The organism is Mesorhizobium sp. CA13 (genome assembly GCF_020165235.1).
Taxonomy (GTDB): domain Bacteria; phylum Pseudomonadota; class Alphaproteobacteria; order Rhizobiales; family Rhizobiaceae; genus Mesorhizobium.
In genome coordinates this window covers 22,909-45,246 of sequence record NZ_JAIUHS010000006.1, presented here as the reverse complement: position 1 = coordinate 45,246, position 22,338 = coordinate 22,909, and the positions used below count along the sequence as shown (strand labels likewise).

The following is a 22,338-nucleotide window of genomic DNA, read 5'->3' as shown; positions in this document are numbered from 1 at the left end:
ATACCCCCTTAAACGAGAAAATAGGTGAGATATACCACCTGCGAGGTATATACTAGCTGCCATTGGCTCTGGTAGCGTCCTGAAATCGCATCGCCTGCCGCTGGAGCCCGCAGCCTTGACCGCAGTGCCCGACATCGAGTTTCGCGGCGTCACCAAGCGCTATGGCGCGGTGACGGCGGTCACCGGCATCGATCTGGCCGTGCCGCCCTCTGCCTTTGTCGCTCTGCTCGGACCATCCGGCTGCGGCAAGACGACCTGCCTGCGCATGATCGGCGGCTTCGAGCAGCCGAGCGAGGGCAAGGTGTTCATCCGCGGCCAGGATATGGCCGGCACGCCGCCCTACAGGCGGCCGGTAAACATGGTGTTCCAGCAATACGCGCTGTTCCCGCATCTGGATGTGGAAGACAACGTCGCCTATGGATTGCGCCAGGCACGGCCGCGGCTGGCGTCGCGCGAGATCGGCGAGCGCGCCGGCGCGGCGCTCGAAATGGTGCGGCTCGCCGGCTATAACAGGCGCAAGATCCACGAATTGTCCGGCGGCCAGCAGCAGCGTATCGCGCTGGCGCGCGCGCTGGTCAACAAGCCGGCGGTGCTGCTGCTCGACGAGCCGCTGGCGGCGCTCGACAAGAAGCTGCGTACCGACATGCAGATCGAATTGCAGAACCTGCAGCGCGAGATCGGCATCACCTTCGTGCTCGTCACCCACGACCAGGAGGAGGCGCTGTCGATGAGCGACTTCGTCTGCGTCATGAATGGCGGCCGCATCGTCCAGCTCGGCCAACCCAGCGAAATCTATGACGAGCCGGCCGACCTGTTCGTCGCCGATTTCGTCGGCAAGACCAATCTGCTGAGCGGCGCCGTCGCCGGGCATTCAGGCGACCTGGTGGATGTGAAACTGGCGGACGGCACGGTCATTGCGGCGCGCAAGCGGGCCGCCTTGCGACAGGGCGAAACCGTTTCGGTCAGCCTGCGTCCTGAATCGCTCAGCCTCGGTGGTCCGACAAGCGGCCCGCTCAGGGGCATCGTCCGCAACCGGATCTTTCTGGGCTCCACGGCGGAATACGCGGTCGAGGTCCAAGGTATCGGAACGCTGCTGGCCAAGACCGATCATGTGGTCGGCCAAGGCAATCTCTTCAAGCCGGGTGAACCCGTCGCCATCGGCTTTGCCGCCGGAACGCCGCTGGCGTTTGCGGACCCAAAGAACAACGGGACCAACCAGAGGGTAGAAAAACATGTCGAAATCATATCGTGACGGACTGCCGATAAGCCCCGAGAATTTCGTCGACCAACTGATGCGCCTCAGGCGCGGCTCGATCGGCCGCCGCGACTTCCTCGGCCTCACCGGCCTCGGCATCGCGACGGCGGTGATGGCGCGCGAGATCGGCATCGTTCCGACGCCGGCTTTCGCCGCCGAAAACCTCGGCGACCGCATGTCGATCGCCACCTGGCCGAACTATCACGACCCGCAGACCTTCGAGAACTTCAAGAAGGACACAGGCGTCGCCGTCGAGGTTAACGTGTTCGGTTCCAACGAGGAGATGCTGGCCAAATTGCAGGCCGGCGCCTCGGGCTGGAGCCTGTTCGTGCCGACCAATTACACGATCTCGACCTACAAGAAGCTCGGCATCATCGAGCCGCTCGACATGGCCAAGCTGCCGAATTTCGATGGCACGCAGGAAGACCCGCGCTTCACCTCCGAGGGCACGATCGACAGCACCATCTACGCGGTGCCGAAGAACTGGGGCACGACAGGTTTTGCCGTCAACACCAAGAAGCTGACCAAGCCGATGACAAGCTGGAAGGAGTTTTGGGACACCGCCATGGCGGAAGGCGACGGCCGCACCATGGTCCACGACTACCAGCTCACAACCATCGGCAATGCGCTGAAATATTATGGCTACTCCTTCAACTCGCTCAAGCAGGACGAACTCGCCAAGGCCGAGGAGTTGCTGCTGGAAGTCAAGCCGCATCTGTTCGCGGTCTCATCAGACTATCAGCCTGGCATGCGCGCGGGCGACGCCTGGATGACCATGTGCTGGACTAATGACGGCGCGCAGCTCCATCGCGACATTCCCGAGATCGCCTATGTGCTGGGCAAGGAAGGCGGCGAGATCTGGACCGACTTCTATGCCATCCCGAAAGACGCGCCGAACAAGCCCGCCGGCTATGCCTTGCTCAACTATTTGATGAACCCGCAGGTCGCGGTGAAGGAGCACCTCGCCAACGGCGCGCCCTCGACCGACGCGCGCGTCAACAAACTGCTTCCCAAGGAAGTGCTGGACAATCCGATCCTCTATCCGGCGGCCGACCTGTTGACGCCGCTGGAGTTCGGCGCTGCTGCAACGCTGACTGATCCGGGCCGCGCCGAGCTGATGGCGCGTTTCAAGTCTGCTTGAGCCAGGCGGGCAACAAATCCCATTCGAGACAAACTTGACCGGCGGGCCCCGACCCGCCGGCACCGGGGCAATCCTTCGATGCGCGGCATTCGCAAAAATCTGCTGACGGCCATGCTGCTCGGGCCGGCGGCCGCCTGGCTCGTCGTGTTCCTGGTGCTGCCGTTCATGGCCATCGCCGTCTTCAGCGTCGGCGAGCGGGCGCCGGAGGGCGGCTATCAGGCGGCCTTCACACTGGCGCAATATGCCAATCTTCCGGCACGCGCGACCGCGTTCTGGAACACGATGGTGCTCGCGCCGGTGGGCGCGCTCGCCTGTCTGCTCGTCGCCTATCCCGTCGCCTATTACCTCGCCTTGCGGGCACCGCAGCGCTGGCGGTTGATCCTGCTTGCGCTGGTCGTCATACCGTTCTGGACCAGCCTTCTGATGCGGACCTATGCCTGGATGTACATTCTGGGTGGACGCGGCATACCGGCGCTGCTCGCCTTTGTCGGCATCGAGGATGTCAGGCTCATCAACACGCCGGGCGCCGTCCTGCTCGGCATCGTCTACGGCTACCTGCCGCTGATGATCCTGCCGATCTATGTCAGCCTCGAGCGGCTCGACCGCCGCCTGCTGGAGGCCTCGGCCGATCTCGGCGCGACGCCGCTCTCGACCTTTCTGGGCGTGACCCTGAAACTGTCCCTGCCCGGCGTGATGACCGGCTTCTCCCTGGTTATGATCCTGCTGCTCGGCGAATACCTGATCCCGACGCTGCTCGGCGGCGGCAAGGTGTTCTTCATCGGCAATGCGCTGGTCGACCTGTTCCTGCAGTCGCGCAACTGGCCGTTCGGATCGGCCATCGCGATCACGCTGGTGCTGGTTTCGGTTGTGGTGCTGATTGCCGCCAACCGCATCTCGACCCGCGTCTCGGGCGCCCGCCGGGTGGATTTGATCTGATGCGCGCCTTCGTCATTGCCGTCTTCGCCTTCCTCTACCTGCCGATCGCACTGGTCGTGCTGTTCTCCTTCAACGCCGGTCACCACGCCAGCGAGTTCACCGGTTTTTCCGTGCAATGGTACGGCAAGGCGCTGTCGAACCCGTTCCTGGTCGAGGCGCTGAAGAACAGCCTGTTCATCGCCACCACCAGCGCCTTGCTGGCGGCGGTGTTCGGTACCGCGGCAGCCCTTGGCCTGGCACGCGTCGGGGTGCGGACCCGCGCTGTCTTCGACGCCTTGCTTGGGGCCGCGATCGTCGTCCCCGGCGTCGTCATCGGCATTTCGACACTGGTCGCGCTCGTCCAGCTGTTTGCCGTCGTCAATCCGTTCCTCGCCTCGATCTGGCCGGACGACCAGCCGCCGCGCCTGTCGCTCGGCTATGGTTCGATCATCGCCGCGCACGGCCTGTTCTCGATGGCGCTGGTGACGATGATCGTCGGCACGCGCCTCGCAAGCCTCGACCGCAATCTGGTCGAGGCCTCGAGCGATCTCTACGCCACGCCGCTGACGACGTTCCGCTCGATCGTCTTGCCGCAGATCATGCCGGCGGTGGTCGCCGGCTTCCTGCTCGCCTTCACCTTCTCCTTCGACGATTTCATCATCGCCTTCTTCGTCGCCGGCGCGCAGACGACGCTGCCGATCTATGTCTTTGCGTCGATCCGGCGCGGGGTGACGCCGGAGATCAATGCCATCGCGACGATCGTGCTCGTCGCCTCCGTCCTGCTCGTGGTGCTTGCCCAATGGCAGCTGCGCCAGCGCAAGCCGTCAAACTGAAGGCCGCATCATGATCCTCGAAGACCGCATCGCCGTGGTGACAGGCGCCGGTTCCGGCATCGGGCGCGCCGGCGCCATGATCATGGCCAGGGAAGGCGCGGTGGTCGTCATCGCGGACCGGGATCGGACCAGCGGCGAGGCGACGGCTTCAGACATACGCGCCGCGGGTGGCCGGGCGGAGGCGGTAGCCACCGACGTCTCGGACGACTCGGCGGTCGAAGAACTCATTATCGGCACGCTCGACCGGCATGGGCGCATCGACATCCTGCACAATCACGCCGGCATCCAGGTCGGCGGCACGCTGACCGAGGTCGAGGCCGACGGCATGGATGCCTCCTGGCGGGTCAATGTGCGGGCGCAGTTCCTGGCGGCGAGGATCGTCATGCCATCGATGGTCGCGCAGGGCGGCGGCGTCATCCTCAACACGGCCTCCAATTCAGGCGTGTTCTACGACCGCGAGATGATCGCTTATGCGACGTCGAAACATGCCGTGGTGGCGATGACCAGGCAGATGTCGCTGGACTATGCCCGCCACAATGTGCGCGTCAACGCGCTCTGCCCGGGCTGGGTCGACACGCCGTTCAATGGACCGTTCATCGCCCAGATGGGCGGACGCGAAGCAATCGAAGACTATGTCCGCACCAAGATCCCGATGGGGCGCTGGGCCAGCGCCGAGGAAATCGCCGAGGCGATCCTGTTCCTCGTTTCCGATCGGTCATCCTTCATGACCGGCCAGGCGCTGGTGATCGACGGTGGCGAAAGTATAGGCTGAAGCAGCCGCCTTGGCCTTCAGCCTGTTGATGAAAAGCGCCATCGCCTGCGCGTTCTGGGCCAGAGCCGCGTCGCCGGCCGGCAGTACCGAAATCAACTCTGACCGGCAGTTCGGACCATCGTCCGACTGGCATGGGACTTCAGTATCACAGCCCTTTGAAAACGTAGATTTTTATTCGATATCAGGTAGTTATGGTATCGGCAGGTTGCTCTACTCTCTTATTGAGACAGTCTTTATCTAAAGTTTACTGCGCATAGTTAGCGGCTTCTCATACGAACTTACCATAGCAGCGGGCGCAGGGCGGCGTATCCCGAGGAGATCATCATGACAAACCGGAAAACTGTGTTCGCGGCGCTGGCCGCATTGGCCCTTCTGGCGTCTCCGGAGCTGGCCCTCGCCGCCAATGGACACGGCGGAGGCGGTGGGGGCAATGGTCATGGCGGCGGCAACGGCAATGGCAATGGTGGCGCCCACGGCAACAGCGGCGCCCACGGCAGCAGCGGCGCCGCGCACGGCAAGTCTTCGTCGGCTCGGGGGCAGGTAGCCAAGGCGACAGCGGAGACGTCCACGGTCGATACGAAGACAAAGGTCTCGTCCGTACCCAAGGAAAAGAACCTCCATGCCAAGCTCGGCCGGCTGAACTCGCTGCAGCGCAACGTCAACGCCTATATGAATTCCAAGAGCAAGAAATTCGCTGCGCTTCAGGCCTTCGTGACGCAGTCGGCCAAAGCCAAGGTCGCACAAGCCCAGCTGGACGCTCTGAATTCACAGCTGGACGCATTGACGTCGCTGACGCCGGACCAGATCGCCGCCATGTCGCCCGAGGAGCAGGCGGCCCTGCCTGGACAGATATCGGCTCTGCAGGACCAGATCGACGCCCAGCAGGAAGTGGTCGACGCGGCAGAGGTCGGCACCGACCCGGCCGCACTCGACGCGGCGTTGACGGATATGGCCAACAAGCCCGTCGACGCCGAGGTTACCGCTTGGGCCCAAGGTGTCCTTGCCGGCAAGATCGACGAGACGGCCGCTGCAATGCAACCGACGCCGTAGCATCGCCAAGGACGACGGGGCATCCGGCCTCACATGTGTTTGCGGCCAACCGCTTCGTGGCGGATGCCTTGTCCGATCACCTCAAGCTGCGGCGGCTGCCGGCATAGATGCCGGCGGCCGCCAACCTCTTCCGGCTGCGGCAATCGCTGCGCGAACATCTGAAAATACTCGACCAGCTCGAAAGCCGGCAGTATTAGGTGACTGCCGATCTGCTTTGCGTCCATCTGCGGCTCTCGCAAACTGCGACCGCAAGCAGGCGGCCGCGGCGCTCCCGCGCTGTTCGGCATGGTCAGCCAGCCGGAATGAAGAGGAATAATTGACGCGTAAAGCCAGCCCGAACATCGCGCTGTTTCCCGAAGCAAGCTTTGGCGCGGCGTTGGATTGCATCGGCATCGCGCAGGCCGTGCGTGCGCGTGGCGCCCGCCTTCATCTGCCATGCCGGCCTTTCCGGCGTCTCGCCGACAAGCTGCCGGCGCGCTTCATCGTCATGTCGGCGGTCTGCCCGACGCTTACCGCGCGGTGCAGGACAATGTCTCTCTCGACGCCTGGTTCCCGCAGCCCTCGGCGGTGGCGAAGTCGGAACTGTTTAGCCATCATCGCGGCGACAACAGCTTTTGCGAGGCGCTGCGCTTCGACGTGCCGTCGCTGATCATGCCCTATTGCCGGGACGGCCACGACAATGCACGCCGCGCCGAAGAGACCGGCACCGGCGACCATATCGGTCGTGACGGCTGGACCGAAGGAGTATTGGAGAGAGCCATTCTCGGCCTGCTGGCCGACGACGCCATGCGCGCCCGCCTCAAGGGAAATGCAGCCCAGATGGCGCTGAACCCCGGAACGGACGTGGCCGCGCAAGCCATACTCTCTCTGATACGGACTTGAACGAAATGCTTGAGAAGAACACGAATACCGCGCCCTCCACCGATCCCAAGGCCTGGTTGGCGCAGCACGGCATCAACGAGGTCGAATGCCTTGTGCCCGACATGAATGGCGTGCTACGCGGCAAGACGCTGCCGACGGTAAAATTCCTCAAGGCGCTGGAAGACCGTGCGCTTTATCTGCCGAGCAGCGCCTTCCTGGTCAGCATAGACGGCCGCTATTCCGGTTCCATCGACGAGGGGTTTGCGTATTCGGACCCCGACATGCGCATGGTGCCCGATGTCTCGACGCTTTGCCTGGCGCCGGGCGCCGGCAAGGCCTACGTCTTCGCCGACGCCTTCCACATGGACGGCCGGCCATGGATGGCCTCGCCGCGCCATGTTCTGCGCGCCGTGCTCGATCTCTACCGGCAGCGCGGCTGGCGGGCGGTGGTGGCGCCGGAGCTCGAATTCTACCTGACCGCGCCCAATCCCGATCCGGACAAGCCACTGACCGCGCCGACCGGCGGCAATGGCCGCGCCGAGGCGGTGCAGCATCCCTACGACATGGCGGCGCTCGAGGAATACGAACCGGTGGTCCGGCGCGTCTATGACTATGCGGCGGCCGCCGGACTGCCGCTCGACACGCTGATCCATGAATCGGGACCGGGGCAGCTGGAGATCAACTTCCTGCACGGCGACGCGCTGCCGCTGGCCGACAAGGTGCTGCTGTTCAAACGGCTGACGCGCCAGGCCGCCCAGCAAGGCGGCATGTATGCGACCTTCATGGCCAAGCCGATCGCCGCACAGGCCGGCAGCTCGATGCATCTGCACATGTCCGTCATCGACGAGGCCGGCAACACGTTGTTTGCCCGCAGTGACGATGCCGATACCGCCATGTTCGGTCATTTCATCGGCGGCCTGCAAAAATACATTCCCGAGATCATGCCGCTGTTCGCGCCAAACGTGAACTCGTTCCGGCGCGTTAGACCGAACCACAGTGCGCCGGCCAACATCGAATGGTCGCATGACAACCGCTCCTGCGGCCTGCGAGTACCGGCCGGCGGGCGCGCTGCGCGGCGGGTGGAGAACCGGCTGCCGGGTGCCGATTGCAACCCGTATCTGGCGATCGCCGGCTCGCTTCTGGCGGGCTATCTGGGCGTCGAACAGAAGCTGGCGCGCTCGGCGGAAGCATCCGGAAATGCTTACAAGATCAAGAGCACGCTGCCGAAAACGATGGAGGAGGCGCTGGATCGTTTCGAGGCCTGTGAACCGGTGCGCAAACTGCTCGGCGAGGACTTCTTCCAGACCTATCTGCGCGTGAAAAGCGTCGAGCTCGACCTGTTCCAGAGCGTGGTGACGAGCTGGGAACGCGACCACCTGCTGTTGAAGGTGTGATCATGGCATCTTCAATGGGTTTCAATTCCGGTCTCGACATCGGCAAGTCCTACTATGTCGCCACCGCCAATCCGGCGCCGGACCATCCTGCACTCATCGGCGATGCCGAGGCCGACCTGGTGGTCGTCGGCGGCGGCTGCACCGGTCTGTCGGCCGCTCTCCACGCCGCCGAACGCGGCTTGAAGGTGGTGCTGCTGGAAGGCGGCAAGATCGGCTGGGGCGCTTCGGGCCGTAATGGCGGCCAGATGATCCCCGGCCTGCGCAAGGGCGCCAAGGGCCTGGTCAAGCTTTACGGGCCTGAACGGGCGAAGGCGCTGTTCGACCTCGCCTTCGAGGCGCGCAGCCTGGTACTCGACATCATCGAGCGCCATGCGATCGATTGCGATCTCAGGCTGACCGGCCATCTGGTCGGCGCGGTCAACGGCTCCGATCTCAGGGATCTGGAGGAAGAGGCGAAATGCCTCGAGAGCGTGATGAGATTCCGCGACGTCGAGATCCTGTCGGCGGGAGAGGCGCGGGCTAAGGTCGACACGCCCTATCACGGCGCGATGTACGAGCCGCTCGGCGGCCACATGCATCCCTTGAATTACACGCTCGGGCTTGCCCGCGCTGCAAGCGCGGCGGGCGTCGTCATCCACGAGAATTCGGTGGCCGTGCGGCTTGAGCGCGAGCCTTCGATCCGGGTCTCGACATCAAAGGGATCGGTGCGGGCAAAGCATGTCGTGCTGGCTGGCGATGCGCTGCTCAATGGGCTGGAGCCGCGCGTCAACAGCCGCATAATGCCGGTCGGCAACTACATCGTCGCCACCGAGCCGCTGGAGGGCTCGCGCAGCGTCATCCCGGCCAATGTCGCGGTGTCCGACACGCGTTTCGTCGTCAACTATTACCGCATGTCGGCGGACGGCCGCCTGCTGTTCGGCGGCGGCGAGCGCTACACGCCATCGCCGCCGGCCGATATTGCCGGCTTCGTGCGGCCGCATCTGGAAGCCACCTTCCCGCAACTCAAGGGCTGTCGCATCGATCATGCCTGGGGTGGGCTGGTGTCGGTGACGACGTCGCGACTGCCGCATGTCGGGCACTATGGCGAGGTCTATTACGCGCACGGCTATTCCGGCAAGGGCGTCATCCTGTCGACGCTGTCTGGCAAGCTGCTCGCCGAGGCGATCACGGGCGACGCTTCGCGGCTCGACCTGTTCTCGACGTTGACCCCGAGGCCCTTCCCCGGAGGCACGGCGCTGCGCGGTCCGCTCTACGTGCTGGGAATGCTGTGGTACGCGATGAGGGACAGGATCAAGCATTGAGCTCGGGGCCAAGGCTGTCGCCAGGTGCAGGCGGGCTGTGGCTGGCTGCTTAAGTTCGCGCAGGCGCTTGACGAAACGCCGGCGCCAGGCGAACTCGAACTGAAGACATTGCGCGACCCGCACGCGCCGTCCAAGGCGGCGCATGAGGGAAATGGGAGAGCTGCCTGTCATGGCCGAAGCCTATATTTGCGACTATATCCGCACGCCGATCGGGCGCTTTGGCGGCTCGCTGTCCGCGGTGCGCACCGACGACCTCGGCGCCATTCCGCTGAAGGCGCTGGTCGAGCGCAATGCCGGCGTCGACTGGCAGGCGGTCGACGACGTTGTCTATGGCTGCGCCAACCAGGCCGGCGAGGACAACCGCAACGTGGCGCGCATGGCGCTGCTGCTGGCCGGCCTGCCGAAGGAAATCCCGGGCTCGACCGTCAACCGCCTGTGCGGCTCCGGCATGGATGCGCTGACCATCGCCGCCCGCGCAATCAGGGCTGGCGAGGCCGAACTGATGATCGCCGGCGGCGTCGAATCGATGAGCCGGGCGCCCTTCGTCATGCCCAAGGCTGACACGGCGTTTTCACGCAATGCCGAGATCTACGACACCACGATCGGCTGGCGCTTCGTCAACCCGCTGATGAAGAACCAGTATGGCGTCGATTCCATGCCCGAGACCGGCGAGAACGTCGCCGAGGATTTTTCGGTTTCACGCGCGGACCAGGACGCTTTCGCGGTGCGCAGCCAGGACAAGGCCGTCGCCGCGCAGGCCAATGGCCGGCTGGCGAAGGAAATCACGCCGGTTACGATCCCGCAGCGCAAGGGCGATGCGGTGGTCGTCTCACGAGATGAGCACCCACGCGCCGGTACCACGGTGGAAGCGCTCGCCAAATTGCCGACGCCTTTCCGCCAAGGCGGCACGGTGACAGCCGGCAATGCGTCGGGCGTCAATGACGGCGCGGCGGCGCTGATCGTCGCTTCGGAAGCGGCGGCCAGGAAATACGGCCTGACGCCGATCGCCCGCGTACTCGGCGGCGCCGCCGCTGGTGTTGCACCACGCATCATGGGCATCGGTCCGGTGCCGGCAACGCAAAAACTGTGCGCGCGGCTTGGCCTGACGCCAAAACAGTTCGACGTCATCGAGCTCAACGAAGCCTTCGCCTCGCAAGGCATCGCCGTGCTGCGCCAGCTCGGCATCGCGGAGGATGCGCCGCACGTCAACCCGAATGGCGGCGCCATCGCGCTCGGCCACCCCTTGGGCATGTCGGGCGCGCGCATCTCCGGCACGGCGGCGCTGGAGCTGCGCGAACGCGGCGGCCGTTACGCGCTGGCGACGATGTGCATCGGCGTCGGCCAGGGCATCGCCATCGCGCTAGAACGGGTCTGAACAATCACCTTCCCAGCTAGTCCAGGAGAGCGGATATGATCGCTCTGCCAAATTTGACCATGTGGACAAAAGTCCGGACCCGTTCCATAGTTCCCCGTCTGATTTTTAGAACGGCCGGCTCGACACGGCTGTCGAACAGAGGGGACTGCAATGGAAAACCGGAAGAACAAATCCCGTTCAACGCGCGAAGGCCTTTCGCGGCGCAACGTGCTGGAGCTGGGCGCGCTTGGCCTGGCTACGGCGATGCTGCCGGGCGCCGCCTTCGCCAAGGACAAGAAGCTGAAAGTGGCGGCGATCTTCGCCACGCCCATCGAGGAGCCGTGGGACAACCAGATCCATGTCGCTTTGCAGAAGGCCGAGAAGGAACTCGGCATCGAGTATAAATGGTCCGAGAAGGTACAGACCGCCGACTTCAGCCGCGTCATGCGCGAATATGCACAGGGCGGCTATGAACTGGTGCTGGGCGATGCCTTCGCTGCCGAGCGTGAATCGCGCCGCACGGCCAAGCAGTTCCCGAAGACTGCCTGGCTGTTCGGCTCCGGCGCTGGGCCGGCGGAGCCGAATTTCGGCGTCTTCGACAATTGGATCCACGAGCCCGCCTATCTCTCTGGCATGATCGCCGGCAAGATGTCGAAGTCGGGCACGATCGGCGCCGTCGCGGCGATGGGCATTCCGGAAGTGAACCGGCTGGTCAACGCCTTCTTCGCCGGCGCCAAGGAGGTCAATCCGAACATCAAGAAGAAGGTCGCCTTCATCGGTTCCTTCTTTGACCCGCCCAAGGCCAAGGAAGCGGCGGTGGCGCAGATCGACGCCGGCGTCGACGTCATCTATGCCGAGCGTTTCGGAGTCATCGAAGCGGCGGTTGAGAAGAAGATCTACGCCATCTCGAACATGTCCGACCAGTCGAGCCTTGGTCCCGACACCGTCATCACCGGCCCGGTCTGGGACATGTATCCGACCGTCGAACAGGCGATCAAGCTGGTCAAGGCCGGCGTCTTCACGGCGCAGGACTATGGCGATTTCTCGCGCATGGCCAAGGGCGGTTCTCACCTCGCGCCTTACCATAAGTTCGACAAGACGCTGCCAGCCGAGGTCAAGGACATGGTCGAGAAGAAGAAGGCCGAGATTCTCGAAGGCAATTTCCGGGTGGATGTCGACGAGAATACGCCGGTCTCGGATTGAGTGTCGTTATTTGAGGGGTTGGCGCGTGGCGCCCCCCTCTGTCCTACCGGACATCTCCCCCTCGAGGGGGGAGATTGGCAGCTTCGCCGGCGGTGCTTGTCTCTTCAAACGGTGCAGATTGGCGAAAGCCGAAGTGACATCTGATCCCCCTTTAGGGGGAGATGGCCGGCAGGCCAGAGGGGGGTGCAGCGCATCTCTATCGGACTGAATCGCAAAGCCAATTCTCACCAGGATTCCCCCTTGCCTGCCCCCCTCATCGAAATGCGTGGCATCACCAAGAGTTTCGGCGCCGTCAAGGCGAACGAAGCCGTCGACCTCAGCGTGGCGCCCGGCGAGATCCTCGGCCTGCTGGGCGAGAACGGCGCCGGAAAAACGACGCTGATGAACGTGCTGTTCGGCGCCTATGCGCCCGACGCCGGCGAGATCCTCATCCAGGGCCGGAAGGTGCGGATCACCAGTTCGGCCGATGCGCTGGCCGCGGGCATCGGCATGGTGCACCAGCATTTTCACCTGGCGCCACGGCTTACGGTGCTGGAAAACCTGCTTATCGGCATGCCAGGCAAGTCCGGACGGATCGACCGGTCCGGCGGACTGGCGCGGTTGGCCGAAATCAGCCGCCAGCACGGGCTGACACTCGATCCCAGCCTGCCGGTCTCGGCGCTGTCTGTCGGAGAGCAGCAACGTCTCGAGATCGTCAAGGCGCTGTTTCGTGGCGCAAAACTGCTGATTCTCGACGAGCCGACCGCGGTGCTGGCGCCGAGCGAAGTCGACGGGCTGTTTTCGGCCTTGCGGTCGATGGCGGCGCAGGGCCTGGGCATCATCTTCATCTCGCACAAGCTCAACGAGGTGCGCGCGCTCACCCACCGCTGCACGGTGCTGCGGCATGGCTGCGTCGCCGGCCGCGTCGACGATCCGGCCAACACCACGTCAGCGGAAATGGCGCGACTGATGTGCGGCCAAGAGATCGTGCCGCCGGCCAAGGGGCCGCCGACGCCGGGGGCAGCGGTGCTCACTCTCGACAGCATTTCCACCTCGAGCCATTCGGGCACGCCGCTGCGCGATGTGTCGCTATCCGTGCGCGCCGGCGAGATCCTCGGCATTGCCGGTGTCTCCGGCAATGGCCAGCGGGCGCTGGCAGAGGTGATCTCGGGCGTGCTTGCGCCTGATGCCGGCCGGATGACGATCGCCGGCAAACAAGTGGCACGCTTCTCGCCGCGCGAGGTGCAGGCGCTGGGACTCGGCCGCATCCCGGAAGACCGCATGACAACCGGGCTGGTCACCAATTTGCCGCTCGCCGATTCCATGGTGCTGCCGCGCATCGGCACCGCCTCGTTCAGCAGCAAGGGCCTGCTCAAGCCGGATGCGATCCGCGCCTTCGCCGAGGCGCAGATCAAGGCCTATGATATCAGGTGCCCCGGGCCGATGACGCGTGCCGGTGCGCTGTCCGGCGGCAATTTGCAGAAAGCGCTTTTGGCGCGCGAACTCGCCTTCGATCCGAAGGTGCTTGTCGTCTCGCAGCCGACACGCGGCCTCGATATCGGAGCCGCCCGCTTCATCCATGAGAAATTCCTCGACATGCGCGCCAAGGGCTGCGGCATCATCGTCATCGGCGAGGATCTGGAGGAGTTGCTTGTGCTGTGCGACCGCATCGCGGTGATGTATGAGGGGCGCATCGCCGGCACGCTTCCCAGCGCCGATGCGACGATCGCACGGCTGGGGCTGCTGATGACCGGGGCGGAGGGCCATAGCTGATGTTCCGCCTCGAAGTCCGCAACTCGACGCCAGCCTGGTTCAACCTGGCTTTGCCGCTGCTGGCGATCGGTGCGGCGCTGGTGCTGTGCAGCGGCCTGATCGCGCTGGCCGGCGCCGGCGTGCTTGAATCCTACGGCGTTATGTTCACGGCGTCGCTCGGCGACAGCTATGCGATCACCGAAACGCTGGTGCGGGCCGCACCCATGATCTTCACCGGGCTGGCGGTGGCTGTCGCCTTCCGCGCCAAATTCTGGAACATCGGCGCCGAAGGGCAATTGCTGGCCGGCGCGGTGGCGAGTTGCTTCGTCGGCGCGATCCCGATGCCGGGACCGCTCGCCATGCTTTTGATGGCGCTGGCAGGCGCTGCGGCCGGTGCAGCCGTCGCGCTCGTGCCGGCAACGCTGCGGGTGAAATTCAAGGTCGACGACGTCGTCAGTTCGCTGCTGCTCAATTCGGTCATCTATTATGCGCTGATGGCGCTGATCGAAGGGCCGTGGAAGGATAGTTTCAGCGGCTATCCGATCTCGCCGCCGATTGAGGATTCGGCCAATTTCCCGGTGCTGATCGAGGGCACGCGGCTGCATCTCGGCGTCATCGCCGCGCTTATCGCGGCACCGTTGATCTGGTTCCTGATCGTGCGCACCACGCTCGGCTTCCGAATCCGGGTCACCGGCGAGAATCCGGAAGCGGCCAGATATGGCGGCATCAATGTCCACCGGGTGCTGCTCTCGACGGCGCTGCTCTCTGGTGCGCTGGCGGGCCTCGCCGGCGTCGGCGAGGTCGGCGGCGTGCATTTCCAGGTGATGAGCGACATCTCGCCGGGCTACGGCTATTCCGGCATCGTCGTTGCCATGCTGGCGCGGCTCAACCCGCTCGGCGTGGTGCCGGCGGCGATCTTCCTGGCTGCCGTGATGACCGGCGCCGAGGCGATGTCGCGCGCGACCGGCGTGCCGGCCTTCCTCAGCGATGTCATCCAGGGCACGGCACTGCTTGCCATGCTGGTGGCGCTGCTGTTCACCGCCTATCGCATCCGCCGCGTCGGAGCCGCCCAATGAGCGCGGTGTTCGAACAGATCTTCCAGGTCGGCTTCTTGGCCGCCATCATCCGCATCGCCACGCCCTTGGCTTTCGCCACGCTCGGCGAAATGTTCTCCGAGCGCGCCGGCGTGCTCAATCTCGGTATCGAAGGCATCATGCTGTTGTCGGCCATGACCGGCTTCACCGCCGCCAGCCTCAGCGGCAACCTGTGGCTGGGCGTCCTGGCGGCGGTACTGACCGGTATGCTGATGGGGGCGCTGCATGCGCTGGTCACGGTGGCGCTGGGCTTGAGCCAGCATGTCTGCGGCATCGGCGTGACGCTGCTTTCGTCGGGTCTGGCCTATTTCCTCTACCGGCTGATCTTCGGCCAGCAATCGGTGCCGCCGAGCATCAAGGGTTTTCAGCCGCTGCCGATCCCGATCCTCTCCGACATTCCCGTGCTTGGCCCGGCGGTGTTCAACCAGTTCACACTGGTCTACATGGCGATCCTGGCCATACCGCTTGCCGCCTTCGTGCTCTATCGCACGCCATGGGGCCTGTCGGTGCGCATGGTCGGCGAAAACCCGCGAGCCGCGGACTCGGCCGGCGTCAGCGTCATCGCCACGCGATTCCAGGCGGTCATCCTGGGTGGCGCGCTGATGGGGCTGGCCGGCGCCTTCCTGTCGATGGCGCAGTTCAACGCCTTCACCTTCGGCGTCGTCTCCGGGCGCGGCTGGGTGGCGATCGCACTCGTCGTGTTCGGCCGCTGGGACCCGTGGCGCTCGGCGGGGGCGGCATTGCTATTCGCCTTTGTCGATGCCTTGCAGTTGCGCATGCAGGCGAGTGGTCTCGGGCATATTCCCTACGAGGCGTTCCTGATGCTGCCCTTCATCTTCACCATCGTCGCCATGGCGGTGATGTCGCGCAATGCGGTGGCGCCATCGGCACTGCTGAAGCCGTTTAGACGGGAAGAACGATAGACGAGTAGGGCTTGGGACGAAGACCCTGGACCTTGGGACACCTCACATCGCGGTAAAACCATTGTCGACGAACAGATGGGCCCCGTTGACGAAGCTCGACTCGTCGCTGGCGAGGTACAGCGCCGCCTTTGCCACCTCTTCCGGTTCGCCGATCCGCCCCTGCTGTGCAGCCAACGCCGCGTCGGAAACATCGACGCCGAGCTTGCCCAGATCGGCGACCTCGCGCAGGCCATGCGGTGTGCGAATGAAACCGGGGCAGACGGCGTTGCAGCGGATGTTGCGGTCGCGGAACTCCACGGCGATGGCGCGCGCGAACATGTGACAGGCGCCCTTGGTGGTGTCGTAGAGCACTTCGTTCGGCGTCGCCGCCACCGCTGAGATCGATGAGGTGCAGACGATCGAGCCGCCGCCGGCCGCGATCATGCCGGGCAGCACGGCGCGGGTCATCAGGAACATTGAGCGCACATTGACGGCATGCAGCCAATCCCATTCCTGCACGCTGGTCTCCAGGAACGGCTTTATCACGATGGTGCCGGCATGATTGAACAGGACGGTAACCGCGCCGAACTTCTCGGCCGCGCCCTTCACGGCCGCCTCGACCTGCGCCTCGTCGGAAACGTCGGCGACAAAATGCTCCGCGATTTGGCCGCGCGCCCGGATCGCCGCGGCGGTGGCTGCCGCCGCTTCGCCATTGCGGTCGATGATCGCCACCTTTGCGCCTTCCGCCGCGAACAGTTCCGAGGCCGCCCCGCCCATTCCCGTCGCGCCGCCCGAAACGATGGCGACCTTGCCGGCCAGTCTTGCTCCCATTTCCTTGCTCCTCCTAAATGTCCTTTGGACGATCTCGCATTGTCGCTCTGCCGCGATGCTATCCTGCCCGCGCGGGGCGCGCCAATGCACGAATGGATCAGCAAGTGAAGCGCTGTCCAGCGCCGGAGCGAAACCAACACTGCAATGTCTGTCGATTAGGTCGATGCCGCTCTGCAGCAACTCAGCGCCAATTTTCACGGCACTATTAGAAAAAAATTCTGCGCATGGCCGAAAAATAGCAATCGACAAAGTCTACAACTTTTATAGATTAACCGGCGAGACGGAGGTCGACATGTCCTATATGCAGAACACCGAGACCCGCAGCAGCGGCCAGAGGCTGGCCAATGCCCAGAGCTTTCGTCCGGCCTACGCCGGCGCTTTCGCCTATGTCGTCTTTGCCCTTGCGTTCGTGTTCACCGGGGCTGTTGTTCTGGGCCTCATTCCCTGAGCCGTGGTCCGGCCAGGCTGACGACCCACCGCCTTCAGGCAATCGGAGTTGAATGAACCGGATCACGGTGCGCTTTCGCGTGCGCCATTGATTCGTATTTGACCGCATCCGTGATTCCAGAGATGGAGGAGATGGCAATGCCGATCGAATTCACGCATGTCCCCGGCAAGACCCATCCTGCCGATAGCGCAGTTTCCTTTTTCTACGACTTTGCCGAGACGGCGACCAGGCTGGCGCTGATCGAGGATGGCGGTTTCCGCAACCTCGTGGTCGACGATCCGGCCGGCCTGCTGACCAATATGGATCTTGCCGCCCAGGTGCTGGACCGCAGCTCGTCGCTGGAAGTGGTCCTCACCCATTGGGCCGGCGTGGTCGAACCGACCGTGGCGGCGCGGCAGCTTGCCTCGATCGACGCCCGCAGCGGCGGCCGCCTGGCGCTCAGGATGATCAGCGAGCCGTTGAACGACGACGATGCCGAAACGCGTCCGGTCGGACACGGCGTCATCTGGCAGCGCATCGACGAATATCTGGTTCTGTTGAAGCGGCTATGGTCGAACGAGCGGCCTTTCGACCATGAAGGCGCGTTCTACAGCATCAAGGGCGGCTTTGTTCCGCGCAAGGGGCCACATGGTGCCGACCTCGTCATCCGCATGGGCGGGCAATCCGGCACGGCGCTGAGAGTGGCCGGCCGGCATGCCGACGTCTTCGAACTGGCGCCCGGTTCGATCGACGATGTCAGGCGGTTGATGGAGCGGGTGCGCGGCGCCGCCGCCGAACATGGCCGGGCCGCCAGACTGCGCTTCGCCCTTCCGGTCCGCATCCACCGGGGAGTTTCCTCGGCAGTGCACAAGGCGGTCGATGTCTCCGGTCCGCCGGCCCAGGCCGCCCTGTCGCTGCTTGCTTACGCGGCTCTCGGCATCGATGAATTCATGATCGTCGGTGTCGACACGCCGCGCGAAATCGCGACAGTCGGCCGCGAGACGATCGCGCTGCTGCGCAATTCGCTGGCGCGGCGCGAGGACGGCGAAATCCAGCATGGGGCTTTCGCGCAGCGCACGGGATTGGAAACACGGGCAATGGGCCGAACGGCGGAACGGAATTTATTGGCGATCCACGCCACCCAGCCGCGACAGGCCTTCGATGACCGCACCTGAATCCGCCAGCGCGCCGAAGACGCCGTCTTCGACCGTCACCATGTGAAGTGCCGCCTCATGCGCCCGTCTGTCGCCGCTGGCGCAGGCGTCGGAGATCGTCAGGCACTGGAAGTTGCGATCGCAGGCTTCGCGCAGCGTCGTGTGCACGCAGACATCCGTCGTGCATCCGCAAAACAGAAGATGCGTGATGCCTCGCGCGCGCAGCACGAGCTCGAAATCCGTATAGGTGAAGGCGCCGTTGCAGGTCTTGTCGACGATGATGTCCTGCGGCGCGACGTCGATTTCCGGAACGATCTGAAAACCCGGACCCGAACGAAGCAGGATCTCGGTGCCGTCGAGGCCGGCCCGCCCGCGGCGCCATTTCTCGTAAGGTGTCATGTCGGCCATGTCGGCCCGGTAGCCCTGCCTTGTATGGACGATGTTGACGCCCGCCTCGCGGGCAGCGGCGATCAGTCGACTCACCGCGGGCAGGATCGCTCTCAGCGGCGACGGATCATATCCCTTCCTGGCGAAGTAACCCGTCGTCGACAGGAAATCCTGTTGCAGGTCGATCACGACCAGCGCGGTGTTCTCGGCCACAAGCCTGCCGTCATAGGGGAAGTCGAAGGGTGTCGCCTTGATCATGCGCGGTTTCCTGTTTCAGCGAAGACCTTAGAGCGGTTCATCGCTTCACGGAAACGCTTCGTTGCCTGAAATTCAAAGCGGCATCAGGCGTCACGATATTTTGTTGACGCAAAAAATCGACTTAATTGTTGACTAGCAAAGTCATGTTTCATAGTCAACCGGGTACGGTTGCCCGAAAATCGGATTGATGCCCGCAGCCATACTGGAGATGGACCTTGACCGGAGCCGACAGCCAGACTGCTTTCCACATCGACGCGGTGCGCTTTGCCGTGGGCGAGCGGACGCTGCTCGGTCCGGTTTCGCTCGAATTGCAACGCGCGCGCGTCTACGGGCTGATCGGCCACAACGGGTCCGGCAAGTCGACGCTGGTCAAGCTTTTGGCGCGCCAGCAGCCGGCAAGCTCTGGCGCCATCACCTTCTCCAGGCGGCCTTTGGCGCAGTGGGGTGCGCGCGAACTGGCGCGGGCGCTTGCCTATCTGCCGCAGACGACGCCGGCGGCGACCGGCTTGACCGTGCGCGAGCTGGCAGCGCTCGGACGTTATCCCTGGCATGGCGCGCTCGGCCGCTTCGGCCAGGACGACAGACGGCATGTCGAGGAAGCGCTTGATCTGACCGACATGGCCGGTTTTGCCAACCGGCTGGTCGACGAGCTGTCGGGCGGCGAGCGCCAGCGCGCCTGGCTCGCCATGCTGGTGGCGCAGGACGCCGGCGTCATGCTGCTCGATGAGCCTATCTCGGCGCTCGACATTGCCCACCAGGTCGAGGTGCTTGGGCTGGTCAGGGAACTTAGCCGCAAGCGCGACCTTTGCGTCGTCGTGGTGCTGCACGATCCCAACATGGCGGCGCGCTATTGCGACGAGCTGATTGCCCTGAAGGACGGCAGGCTGCTGACGCGCGGCACGCCCGGCGAAATCATGCAAGGCGATGTGCTCAAGGGCATTTTCGGGGTCGAGATGGGCGTGTTCGCGCACCCCCTTACCGGCCAGCCCGTCGGCTACGTCCAGTGACGCTTCGGGACTGTCGCGAGGAAAGGCTGGTGGCTGTGAGAACAAGGAAGAAGACGATGTCGAGAACCGGTTTGGCCGCAGCCCTGTTTGCATCCGCCATGCTGACGGCCGCCAGCGCTTCGGCACAGGAGCAACCGGCAAGCGGCGCGCCCGCCACCACCACGGCGCCGGCACCATCGGCGCCTGCCCTCAATGCGCCGACCGCGCCTGCCGCTCCCGTGGGAGCCGCGGCGCCTGCACAGCCGCAAGCCGGGGCCGGCACGGCGGCCGAGCCCTCGACAACGCCGGCGCTCACCTTGCCGCACGATCTGTCGCCATGGGGCATGTTCATGGCTGCCGACATCATCGTCAAGGCGGTGATGATCGGGCTGGCCTTCGCCTCGCTCGTCACCTGGACGATATGGCTGGCTAAATCGCTGGAAGTGCTTGCCGGCAAGCTCGGCGCCCGTCGCGCCGCGCGCGCCATCAGCAATGCCGCGACGCTGAAGCAGGCGAGCCATGCGCTCGGCCGTAACGGCGGCACCGGCGCCCTGCTGGTGCGGGCGGCGGAGGAAGAAGCAGCACTTTCGGCCGGCGCGCTCGACCATGCCGGCGGCGACGGGCTGAAGGAACGGGTGGCCTCGCGCCTGTCACGCATCGAGGCGGCGGCGGCGCGACGCATGTCGCGCGGCACAGGACTGCTGGCGACGATCGGCTCGACAGCGCCTTTCGTCGGCCTGTTCGGCACCGTGTGGGGCATCATGAACGCCTTCATCGGCATCTCGCAGGCGCAGACCACCAACCTGGCGGTGGTGGCGCCGGGCATTGCCGAAGCCCTTCTCGCCACCGCCATGGGGCTTGTCGCCGCGATACCGGCCGTCGTCATCTACAACGTCTTTGCGCGCTCGATAGCCGGCTACCGGCAGATCCTCGCCGACGCCTCGGCTGGCGTCGAGCGGCTGGTCAGCCGCGACCTCGATTTCCGCACGGTGGCGCCGGCAACGGCGCTGGCGGCGCAGTAGCGGGGCAAGACCATGGGCAGCCGCATCCGTCAGACCATGGACGACGATCTCGAGGAAAGCCACGAGATCAATGTCACGCCCTTCATCGACGTCATCCTGGTGCTGCTGATCATCTTCATGGTCGCGGCGCCCTTGGCGACGGTGGATGTCAATGTCGACCTGCCGGGCTCGACCGCGACGCCGGCGCCCCGGCCCGAGACGCCGCTGTTCCTGACATTGAAGGATGATCTCTCGCTGGCGATCGGCAACGAAACCGTGCCGCGCCAGGTTTTCGCGGCCACGCTGGACGGCAGGACCAAAGGCGACAAGCAGACGCGCATCTTCCTTCGCGCCGACAAGTCGGTTGCCTATGGCGACCTGATGGAGGCGATGAACCTGCTGCGCGGCGCCGGCTATCTGAAGATCGCCCTGGTCGGCCTGGAGGCTGCGCCCGCCGGCGATGCTCCCGCAGCGGCGCCAGGCGGAGCCGCTGGTCCATGACCGGGCAAGCGGCCGCCTCGCCCACGGTGGAGCTGTCACGCCTCGGCTGGCGCGACCTCGGCCTGTGGGCGGTTGCGGCCGCGCTGGTGCTTGGCGCGCATGTTGCGGTCGCCTATGCGGTGCAGAGCTTCAGCCCGGTCGACCCGGCGGATGGCGGGCCGCCGCCGGCAATGGCGATCGAGATGGCGCCGATGGTGGTGACGCCGGCAGTGCCCGAACTGGCCGCGATGCTGGACGCGGCTGTGCCAGACCAGGCCGAGCCGGTCGAGGAGACCGAAAAGGCGCCCGAAGCCGAGCCCGAGAAAGTGGCCGAGCAAGCGGAGCCCGTTGCCAAGACGGATGCCCCACCGCCTGATGCGGCCGAGCCGACTGAGACGGCGACGGCTGATCCGGTCGACCAACCACCGCTCGAAGAGGTCGTCCCTGATATCGCCGAGACGGTCGCGCCCGACGTCGCCGTGCCGCTGCCGCAGCCGAAGCCGGTCGAAACGCCCAGGGAAAAGAAACCCGTCCAGGCCAAGGTGAAAAAGCCCGTCGAGAAGCCGAAGCCGAAGAAGGAGAAGACGGCACCGCCGAAGACGGTAACCGCCGCGAGCGCGGAGGCAAAGCCCGCCGTCAGGACAGCCGCGCCGAAATCGGCGTCCGGGGCGTCCGGCGTCGACCCGGCCAAGTGGGAATCGCGGCTGCTGTCATGGATCAAGCGGCATACGCGCTATCCGAGCGCCGCGAAATCGCGACGCTCGCAAGGCAATGCGAACGTCACCTTCACGGTGGACGCCTCGGGCCGAGTGACGTCGGCGCGCGTCGTCCGCTCCTCGGGCGATCCCGACCTCGACCGCGCCGCGCTCGCCGTGCTGCAGGGCGCCACCGTGCCGCCGCCGCCGCCGGAGCTTGGTTCGCGCGTCAGCCGCACGGCGCCGTTCGTATTCAGCCTTCGGAACTGATGCATGCCGCCCAAAACTGAACCCGTTTCGGGAGAAACGACAT

General features: G+C 64.9%; 23 protein-coding genes. 20 read left to right on the top strand and 3 right to left on the bottom strand.

Annotated elements, in window-relative coordinates; genetic code table 11:
• Positions 1–115: 115 nt before the first annotated feature.
• The 6 genes from LB566_RS15915 to LB566_RS15890 all read left to right on the top strand — a co-directional run bounded on the left by LB566_RS15915 (position 116) and on the right by LB566_RS15890 (position 5,966).
• Positions 116–1,252: an ABC transporter ATP-binding protein gene (locus LB566_RS15915; protein WP_224625092.1), complete on the top strand. Its 1,137-nt coding sequence runs from the start codon at positions 116–118 to the stop codon at positions 1,250–1,252.
• A complete protein-coding gene (locus LB566_RS15910; protein ID WP_224625091.1) occupies positions 1,233–2,396 on the top strand; it encodes a PotD/PotF family extracellular solute-binding protein in 1,164 nt (387 codons plus the stop codon). The genes LB566_RS15915 and LB566_RS15910 overlap by 20 nt, the downstream gene beginning before the upstream one ends.
• Positions 2,397–2,474: 78 nt before the next feature.
• Positions 2,475–3,332, top strand: a complete 858-nt coding sequence (locus LB566_RS15905; RefSeq protein WP_140492578.1) for an ABC transporter permease — start codon at positions 2,475–2,477, stop codon at positions 3,330–3,332.
• Positions 3,332–4,144, top strand: a complete 813-nt coding sequence (locus LB566_RS15900; protein ID WP_224625090.1) for an ABC transporter permease — start codon at positions 3,332–3,334, stop codon at positions 4,142–4,144. The genes LB566_RS15905 and LB566_RS15900 overlap by 1 nt, the downstream gene beginning before the upstream one ends.
• 10 nt (positions 4,145–4,154) lie before the next feature.
• A complete protein-coding gene (locus tag LB566_RS15895; RefSeq protein ID WP_224625089.1) occupies positions 4,155–4,916 on the top strand; it encodes an SDR family NAD(P)-dependent oxidoreductase in 762 nt (253 codons plus the stop codon).
• A gap of 324 nt (positions 4,917–5,240) precedes the next feature.
• The gene (locus tag LB566_RS15890) at positions 5,241–5,966 is read left to right on the top strand and encodes a hypothetical protein (protein WP_224625088.1); all 726 of its coding nucleotides are present in this window, start codon (positions 5,241–5,243) and stop codon (positions 5,964–5,966) included.
• A 29-nt stretch (positions 5,967–5,995) separates the two neighbouring features.
• On the opposite strand, the gene LB566_RS15885 is transcribed toward LB566_RS15890, so the two are convergent.
• The gene (locus LB566_RS15885) at positions 5,996–6,403 is read right to left on the bottom strand and encodes a hypothetical protein (protein ID WP_224625087.1); all 408 of its coding nucleotides are present in this window, start codon (positions 6,401–6,403) and stop codon (positions 5,996–5,998) included.
• On the opposite strand from LB566_RS15885, the gene LB566_RS15880 reads away from it, so the two are divergent.
• From LB566_RS15880 to LB566_RS15840, 8 genes are all read left to right on the top strand, one after another.
• Positions 6,402–6,848, top strand: a complete 447-nt coding sequence (locus tag LB566_RS15880) for a glycosyltransferase (RefSeq protein ID WP_224625086.1) — start codon at positions 6,402–6,404, stop codon at positions 6,846–6,848. The two genes, LB566_RS15885 and LB566_RS15880, sit on opposite strands and share 2 nt — an antisense overlap.
• Before the next feature lie 5 nt (positions 6,849–6,853).
• Complete coding sequence (locus tag LB566_RS15875) at positions 6,854–8,221, top strand: glutamine synthetase family protein (protein ID WP_224625085.1); 1,368 nt, start codon at positions 6,854–6,856, stop codon at positions 8,219–8,221.
• A gap of 2 nt (positions 8,222–8,223) precedes the next feature.
• On the top strand, positions 8,224–9,522 hold the full coding sequence (locus LB566_RS15870) for an NAD(P)/FAD-dependent oxidoreductase (RefSeq protein ID WP_224625084.1): 1,299 nt from the start codon (positions 8,224–8,226) through the stop codon (positions 9,520–9,522).
• Positions 9,523–9,691: 169 nt separating this feature from the next.
• The gene (pcaF, locus tag LB566_RS15860) at positions 9,692–10,897 is read left to right on the top strand and encodes a 3-oxoadipyl-CoA thiolase (RefSeq protein WP_224625083.1); all 1,206 of its coding nucleotides are present in this window, start codon (positions 9,692–9,694) and stop codon (positions 10,895–10,897) included.
• 150 nt (positions 10,898–11,047) lie between these two features.
• A complete protein-coding gene (locus LB566_RS15855; RefSeq protein WP_224625082.1) occupies positions 11,048–12,079 on the top strand; it encodes a BMP family protein in 1,032 nt (343 codons plus the stop codon).
• A gap of 240 nt (positions 12,080–12,319) precedes the next feature.
• The gene (locus LB566_RS15850) at positions 12,320–13,831 is read left to right on the top strand and encodes an ABC transporter ATP-binding protein (protein WP_224625081.1); all 1,512 of its coding nucleotides are present in this window, start codon (positions 12,320–12,322) and stop codon (positions 13,829–13,831) included.
• Complete coding sequence (locus LB566_RS15845; protein WP_224625080.1) at positions 13,831–14,886, top strand: ABC transporter permease; 1,056 nt, start codon at positions 13,831–13,833, stop codon at positions 14,884–14,886. The genes LB566_RS15850 and LB566_RS15845 overlap by 1 nt, the downstream gene beginning before the upstream one ends.
• Complete coding sequence (locus LB566_RS15840; RefSeq protein WP_224625079.1) at positions 14,883–15,827, top strand: ABC transporter permease; 945 nt, start codon at positions 14,883–14,885, stop codon at positions 15,825–15,827. Before LB566_RS15845 ends, LB566_RS15840 begins: the two co-directional genes overlap by 4 nt.
• A gap of 42 nt (positions 15,828–15,869) precedes the next feature.
• Here the strand turns inward: LB566_RS15840 and LB566_RS15835 are convergent, their stop codons facing one another.
• A complete protein-coding gene (locus tag LB566_RS15835) occupies positions 15,870–16,637 on the bottom strand; it encodes an SDR family NAD(P)-dependent oxidoreductase (protein WP_140492551.1) in 768 nt (255 codons plus the stop codon).
• Between the two features lie 292 nt (positions 16,638–16,929).
• Between LB566_RS15835 and LB566_RS15830 the strand changes: the two genes are divergently transcribed.
• Together LB566_RS15830 and LB566_RS15825 are read left to right on the top strand one after the other, a co-directional pair.
• Complete coding sequence (locus tag LB566_RS15830; protein ID WP_140492547.1) at positions 16,930–17,085, top strand: hypothetical protein; 156 nt, start codon at positions 16,930–16,932, stop codon at positions 17,083–17,085.
• A gap of 137 nt (positions 17,086–17,222) precedes the next feature.
• Positions 17,223–18,239, top strand: coding sequence for an LLM class flavin-dependent oxidoreductase (locus LB566_RS15825; protein ID WP_224625078.1), 1,017 nt, complete (start codon positions 17,223–17,225; stop codon positions 18,237–18,239).
• On the opposite strand, the gene LB566_RS15820 is transcribed toward LB566_RS15825, so the two are convergent.
• The gene (locus tag LB566_RS15820) at positions 18,186–18,863 is read right to left on the bottom strand and encodes a cysteine hydrolase family protein (RefSeq protein ID WP_224625077.1); all 678 of its coding nucleotides are present in this window, start codon (positions 18,861–18,863) and stop codon (positions 18,186–18,188) included. The genes LB566_RS15825 and LB566_RS15820 overlap by 54 nt on opposite strands.
• A gap of 215 nt (positions 18,864–19,078) precedes the next feature.
• On the opposite strand from LB566_RS15820, the gene LB566_RS15815 reads away from it, so the two are divergent.
• Genes LB566_RS15815 through LB566_RS15800 form a run of 4 tightly spaced genes read left to right on the top strand, consistent with a single transcriptional unit; the run spans position 19,079 to position 22,295 of the window.
• The gene (locus LB566_RS15815) at positions 19,079–19,870 is read left to right on the top strand and encodes an ATP-binding cassette domain-containing protein (RefSeq protein ID WP_224625076.1); all 792 of its coding nucleotides are present in this window, start codon (positions 19,079–19,081) and stop codon (positions 19,868–19,870) included.
• Between the two features lie 56 nt (positions 19,871–19,926).
• The gene (gene exbB, locus LB566_RS15810; protein WP_224625075.1) at positions 19,927–20,871 is read left to right on the top strand and encodes a tonB-system energizer ExbB; all 945 of its coding nucleotides are present in this window, start codon (positions 19,927–19,929) and stop codon (positions 20,869–20,871) included.
• A gap of 12 nt (positions 20,872–20,883) precedes the next feature.
• Positions 20,884–21,351 carry a TonB system transport protein ExbD gene (gene exbD, locus LB566_RS15805; protein ID WP_140550648.1) on the top strand — a complete coding sequence of 156 codons (468 nt, stop codon included), beginning with the start codon at positions 20,884–20,886 and terminating at the stop codon, positions 21,349–21,351.
• Positions 21,348–22,295 (top strand): energy transducer TonB, encoded by a 948-nt coding sequence (locus tag LB566_RS15800; RefSeq protein ID WP_224625074.1) that lies wholly within the window; start codon positions 21,348–21,350, stop codon positions 22,293–22,295. Before exbD ends, LB566_RS15800 begins: the two co-directional genes overlap by 4 nt.
• The last annotated feature ends 43 nt before the right edge of the window (positions 22,296–22,338 follow it).

Bases quoted from the DNA above. Each gene is read 5' to 3' on its own strand.
- LB566_RS15840 (WP_224625079.1), top strand. From the start codon at position 14,883: ATGAGCGCGGTGTTCGAACAGATCTTCCAGGTCGGCTTCTTGGCCGCC.
- LB566_RS15855 (WP_224625082.1), top strand. From the start codon at position 11,048: ATGGAAAACCGGAAGAACAAATCCCGTTCAACGCGCGAAGGCCTTTCG.
- LB566_RS15905 (WP_140492578.1), top strand. From the start codon at position 2,475: ATGCGCGGCATTCGCAAAAATCTGCTGACGGCCATGCTGCTCGGGCCG.
- LB566_RS15845 (WP_224625080.1), top strand. From the start codon at position 13,831: ATGTTCCGCCTCGAAGTCCGCAACTCGACGCCAGCCTGGTTCAACCTG.
- LB566_RS15900 (WP_224625090.1), top strand. From the start codon at position 3,332: ATGCGCGCCTTCGTCATTGCCGTCTTCGCCTTCCTCTACCTGCCGATC.
- LB566_RS15835 (WP_140492551.1), bottom strand. From the start codon at position 16,637: ATGGGAGCAAGACTGGCCGGCAAGGTCGCCATCGTTTCGGGCGGCGCG.
- LB566_RS15895 (WP_224625089.1), top strand. From the start codon at position 4,155: ATGATCCTCGAAGACCGCATCGCCGTGGTGACAGGCGCCGGTTCCGGC.
- LB566_RS15890 (WP_224625088.1), top strand. From the start codon at position 5,241: ATGACAAACCGGAAAACTGTGTTCGCGGCGCTGGCCGCATTGGCCCTT.
- LB566_RS15830 (WP_140492547.1), top strand. From the start codon at position 16,930: ATGTCCTATATGCAGAACACCGAGACCCGCAGCAGCGGCCAGAGGCTG.
- LB566_RS15825 (WP_224625078.1), top strand. From the start codon at position 17,223: ATGCCGATCGAATTCACGCATGTCCCCGGCAAGACCCATCCTGCCGAT.
- exbD (WP_140550648.1), top strand. From the start codon at position 20,884: ATGGGCAGCCGCATCCGTCAGACCATGGACGACGATCTCGAGGAAAGC.
- LB566_RS15880 (WP_224625086.1), top strand. From the start codon at position 6,402: ATGCCGGCCTTTCCGGCGTCTCGCCGACAAGCTGCCGGCGCGCTTCAT.
- LB566_RS15870 (WP_224625084.1), top strand. From the start codon at position 8,224: ATGGCATCTTCAATGGGTTTCAATTCCGGTCTCGACATCGGCAAGTCC.
- LB566_RS15910 (WP_224625091.1), top strand. From the start codon at position 1,233: ATGTCGAAATCATATCGTGACGGACTGCCGATAAGCCCCGAGAATTTC.
- exbB (WP_224625075.1), top strand. From the start codon at position 19,927: ATGTCGAGAACCGGTTTGGCCGCAGCCCTGTTTGCATCCGCCATGCTG.
- LB566_RS15875 (WP_224625085.1), top strand. From the start codon at position 6,854: ATGCTTGAGAAGAACACGAATACCGCGCCCTCCACCGATCCCAAGGCC.
- LB566_RS15885 (WP_224625087.1), bottom strand. From the start codon at position 6,403: ATGGCAGATGAAGGCGGGCGCCACGCGCACGCACGGCCTGCGCGATGC.
- LB566_RS15820 (WP_224625077.1), bottom strand. From the start codon at position 18,863: ATGATCAAGGCGACACCCTTCGACTTCCCCTATGACGGCAGGCTTGTG.
- LB566_RS15800 (WP_224625074.1), top strand. From the start codon at position 21,348: ATGACCGGGCAAGCGGCCGCCTCGCCCACGGTGGAGCTGTCACGCCTC.
- pcaF (WP_224625083.1), top strand. From the start codon at position 9,692: ATGGCCGAAGCCTATATTTGCGACTATATCCGCACGCCGATCGGGCGC.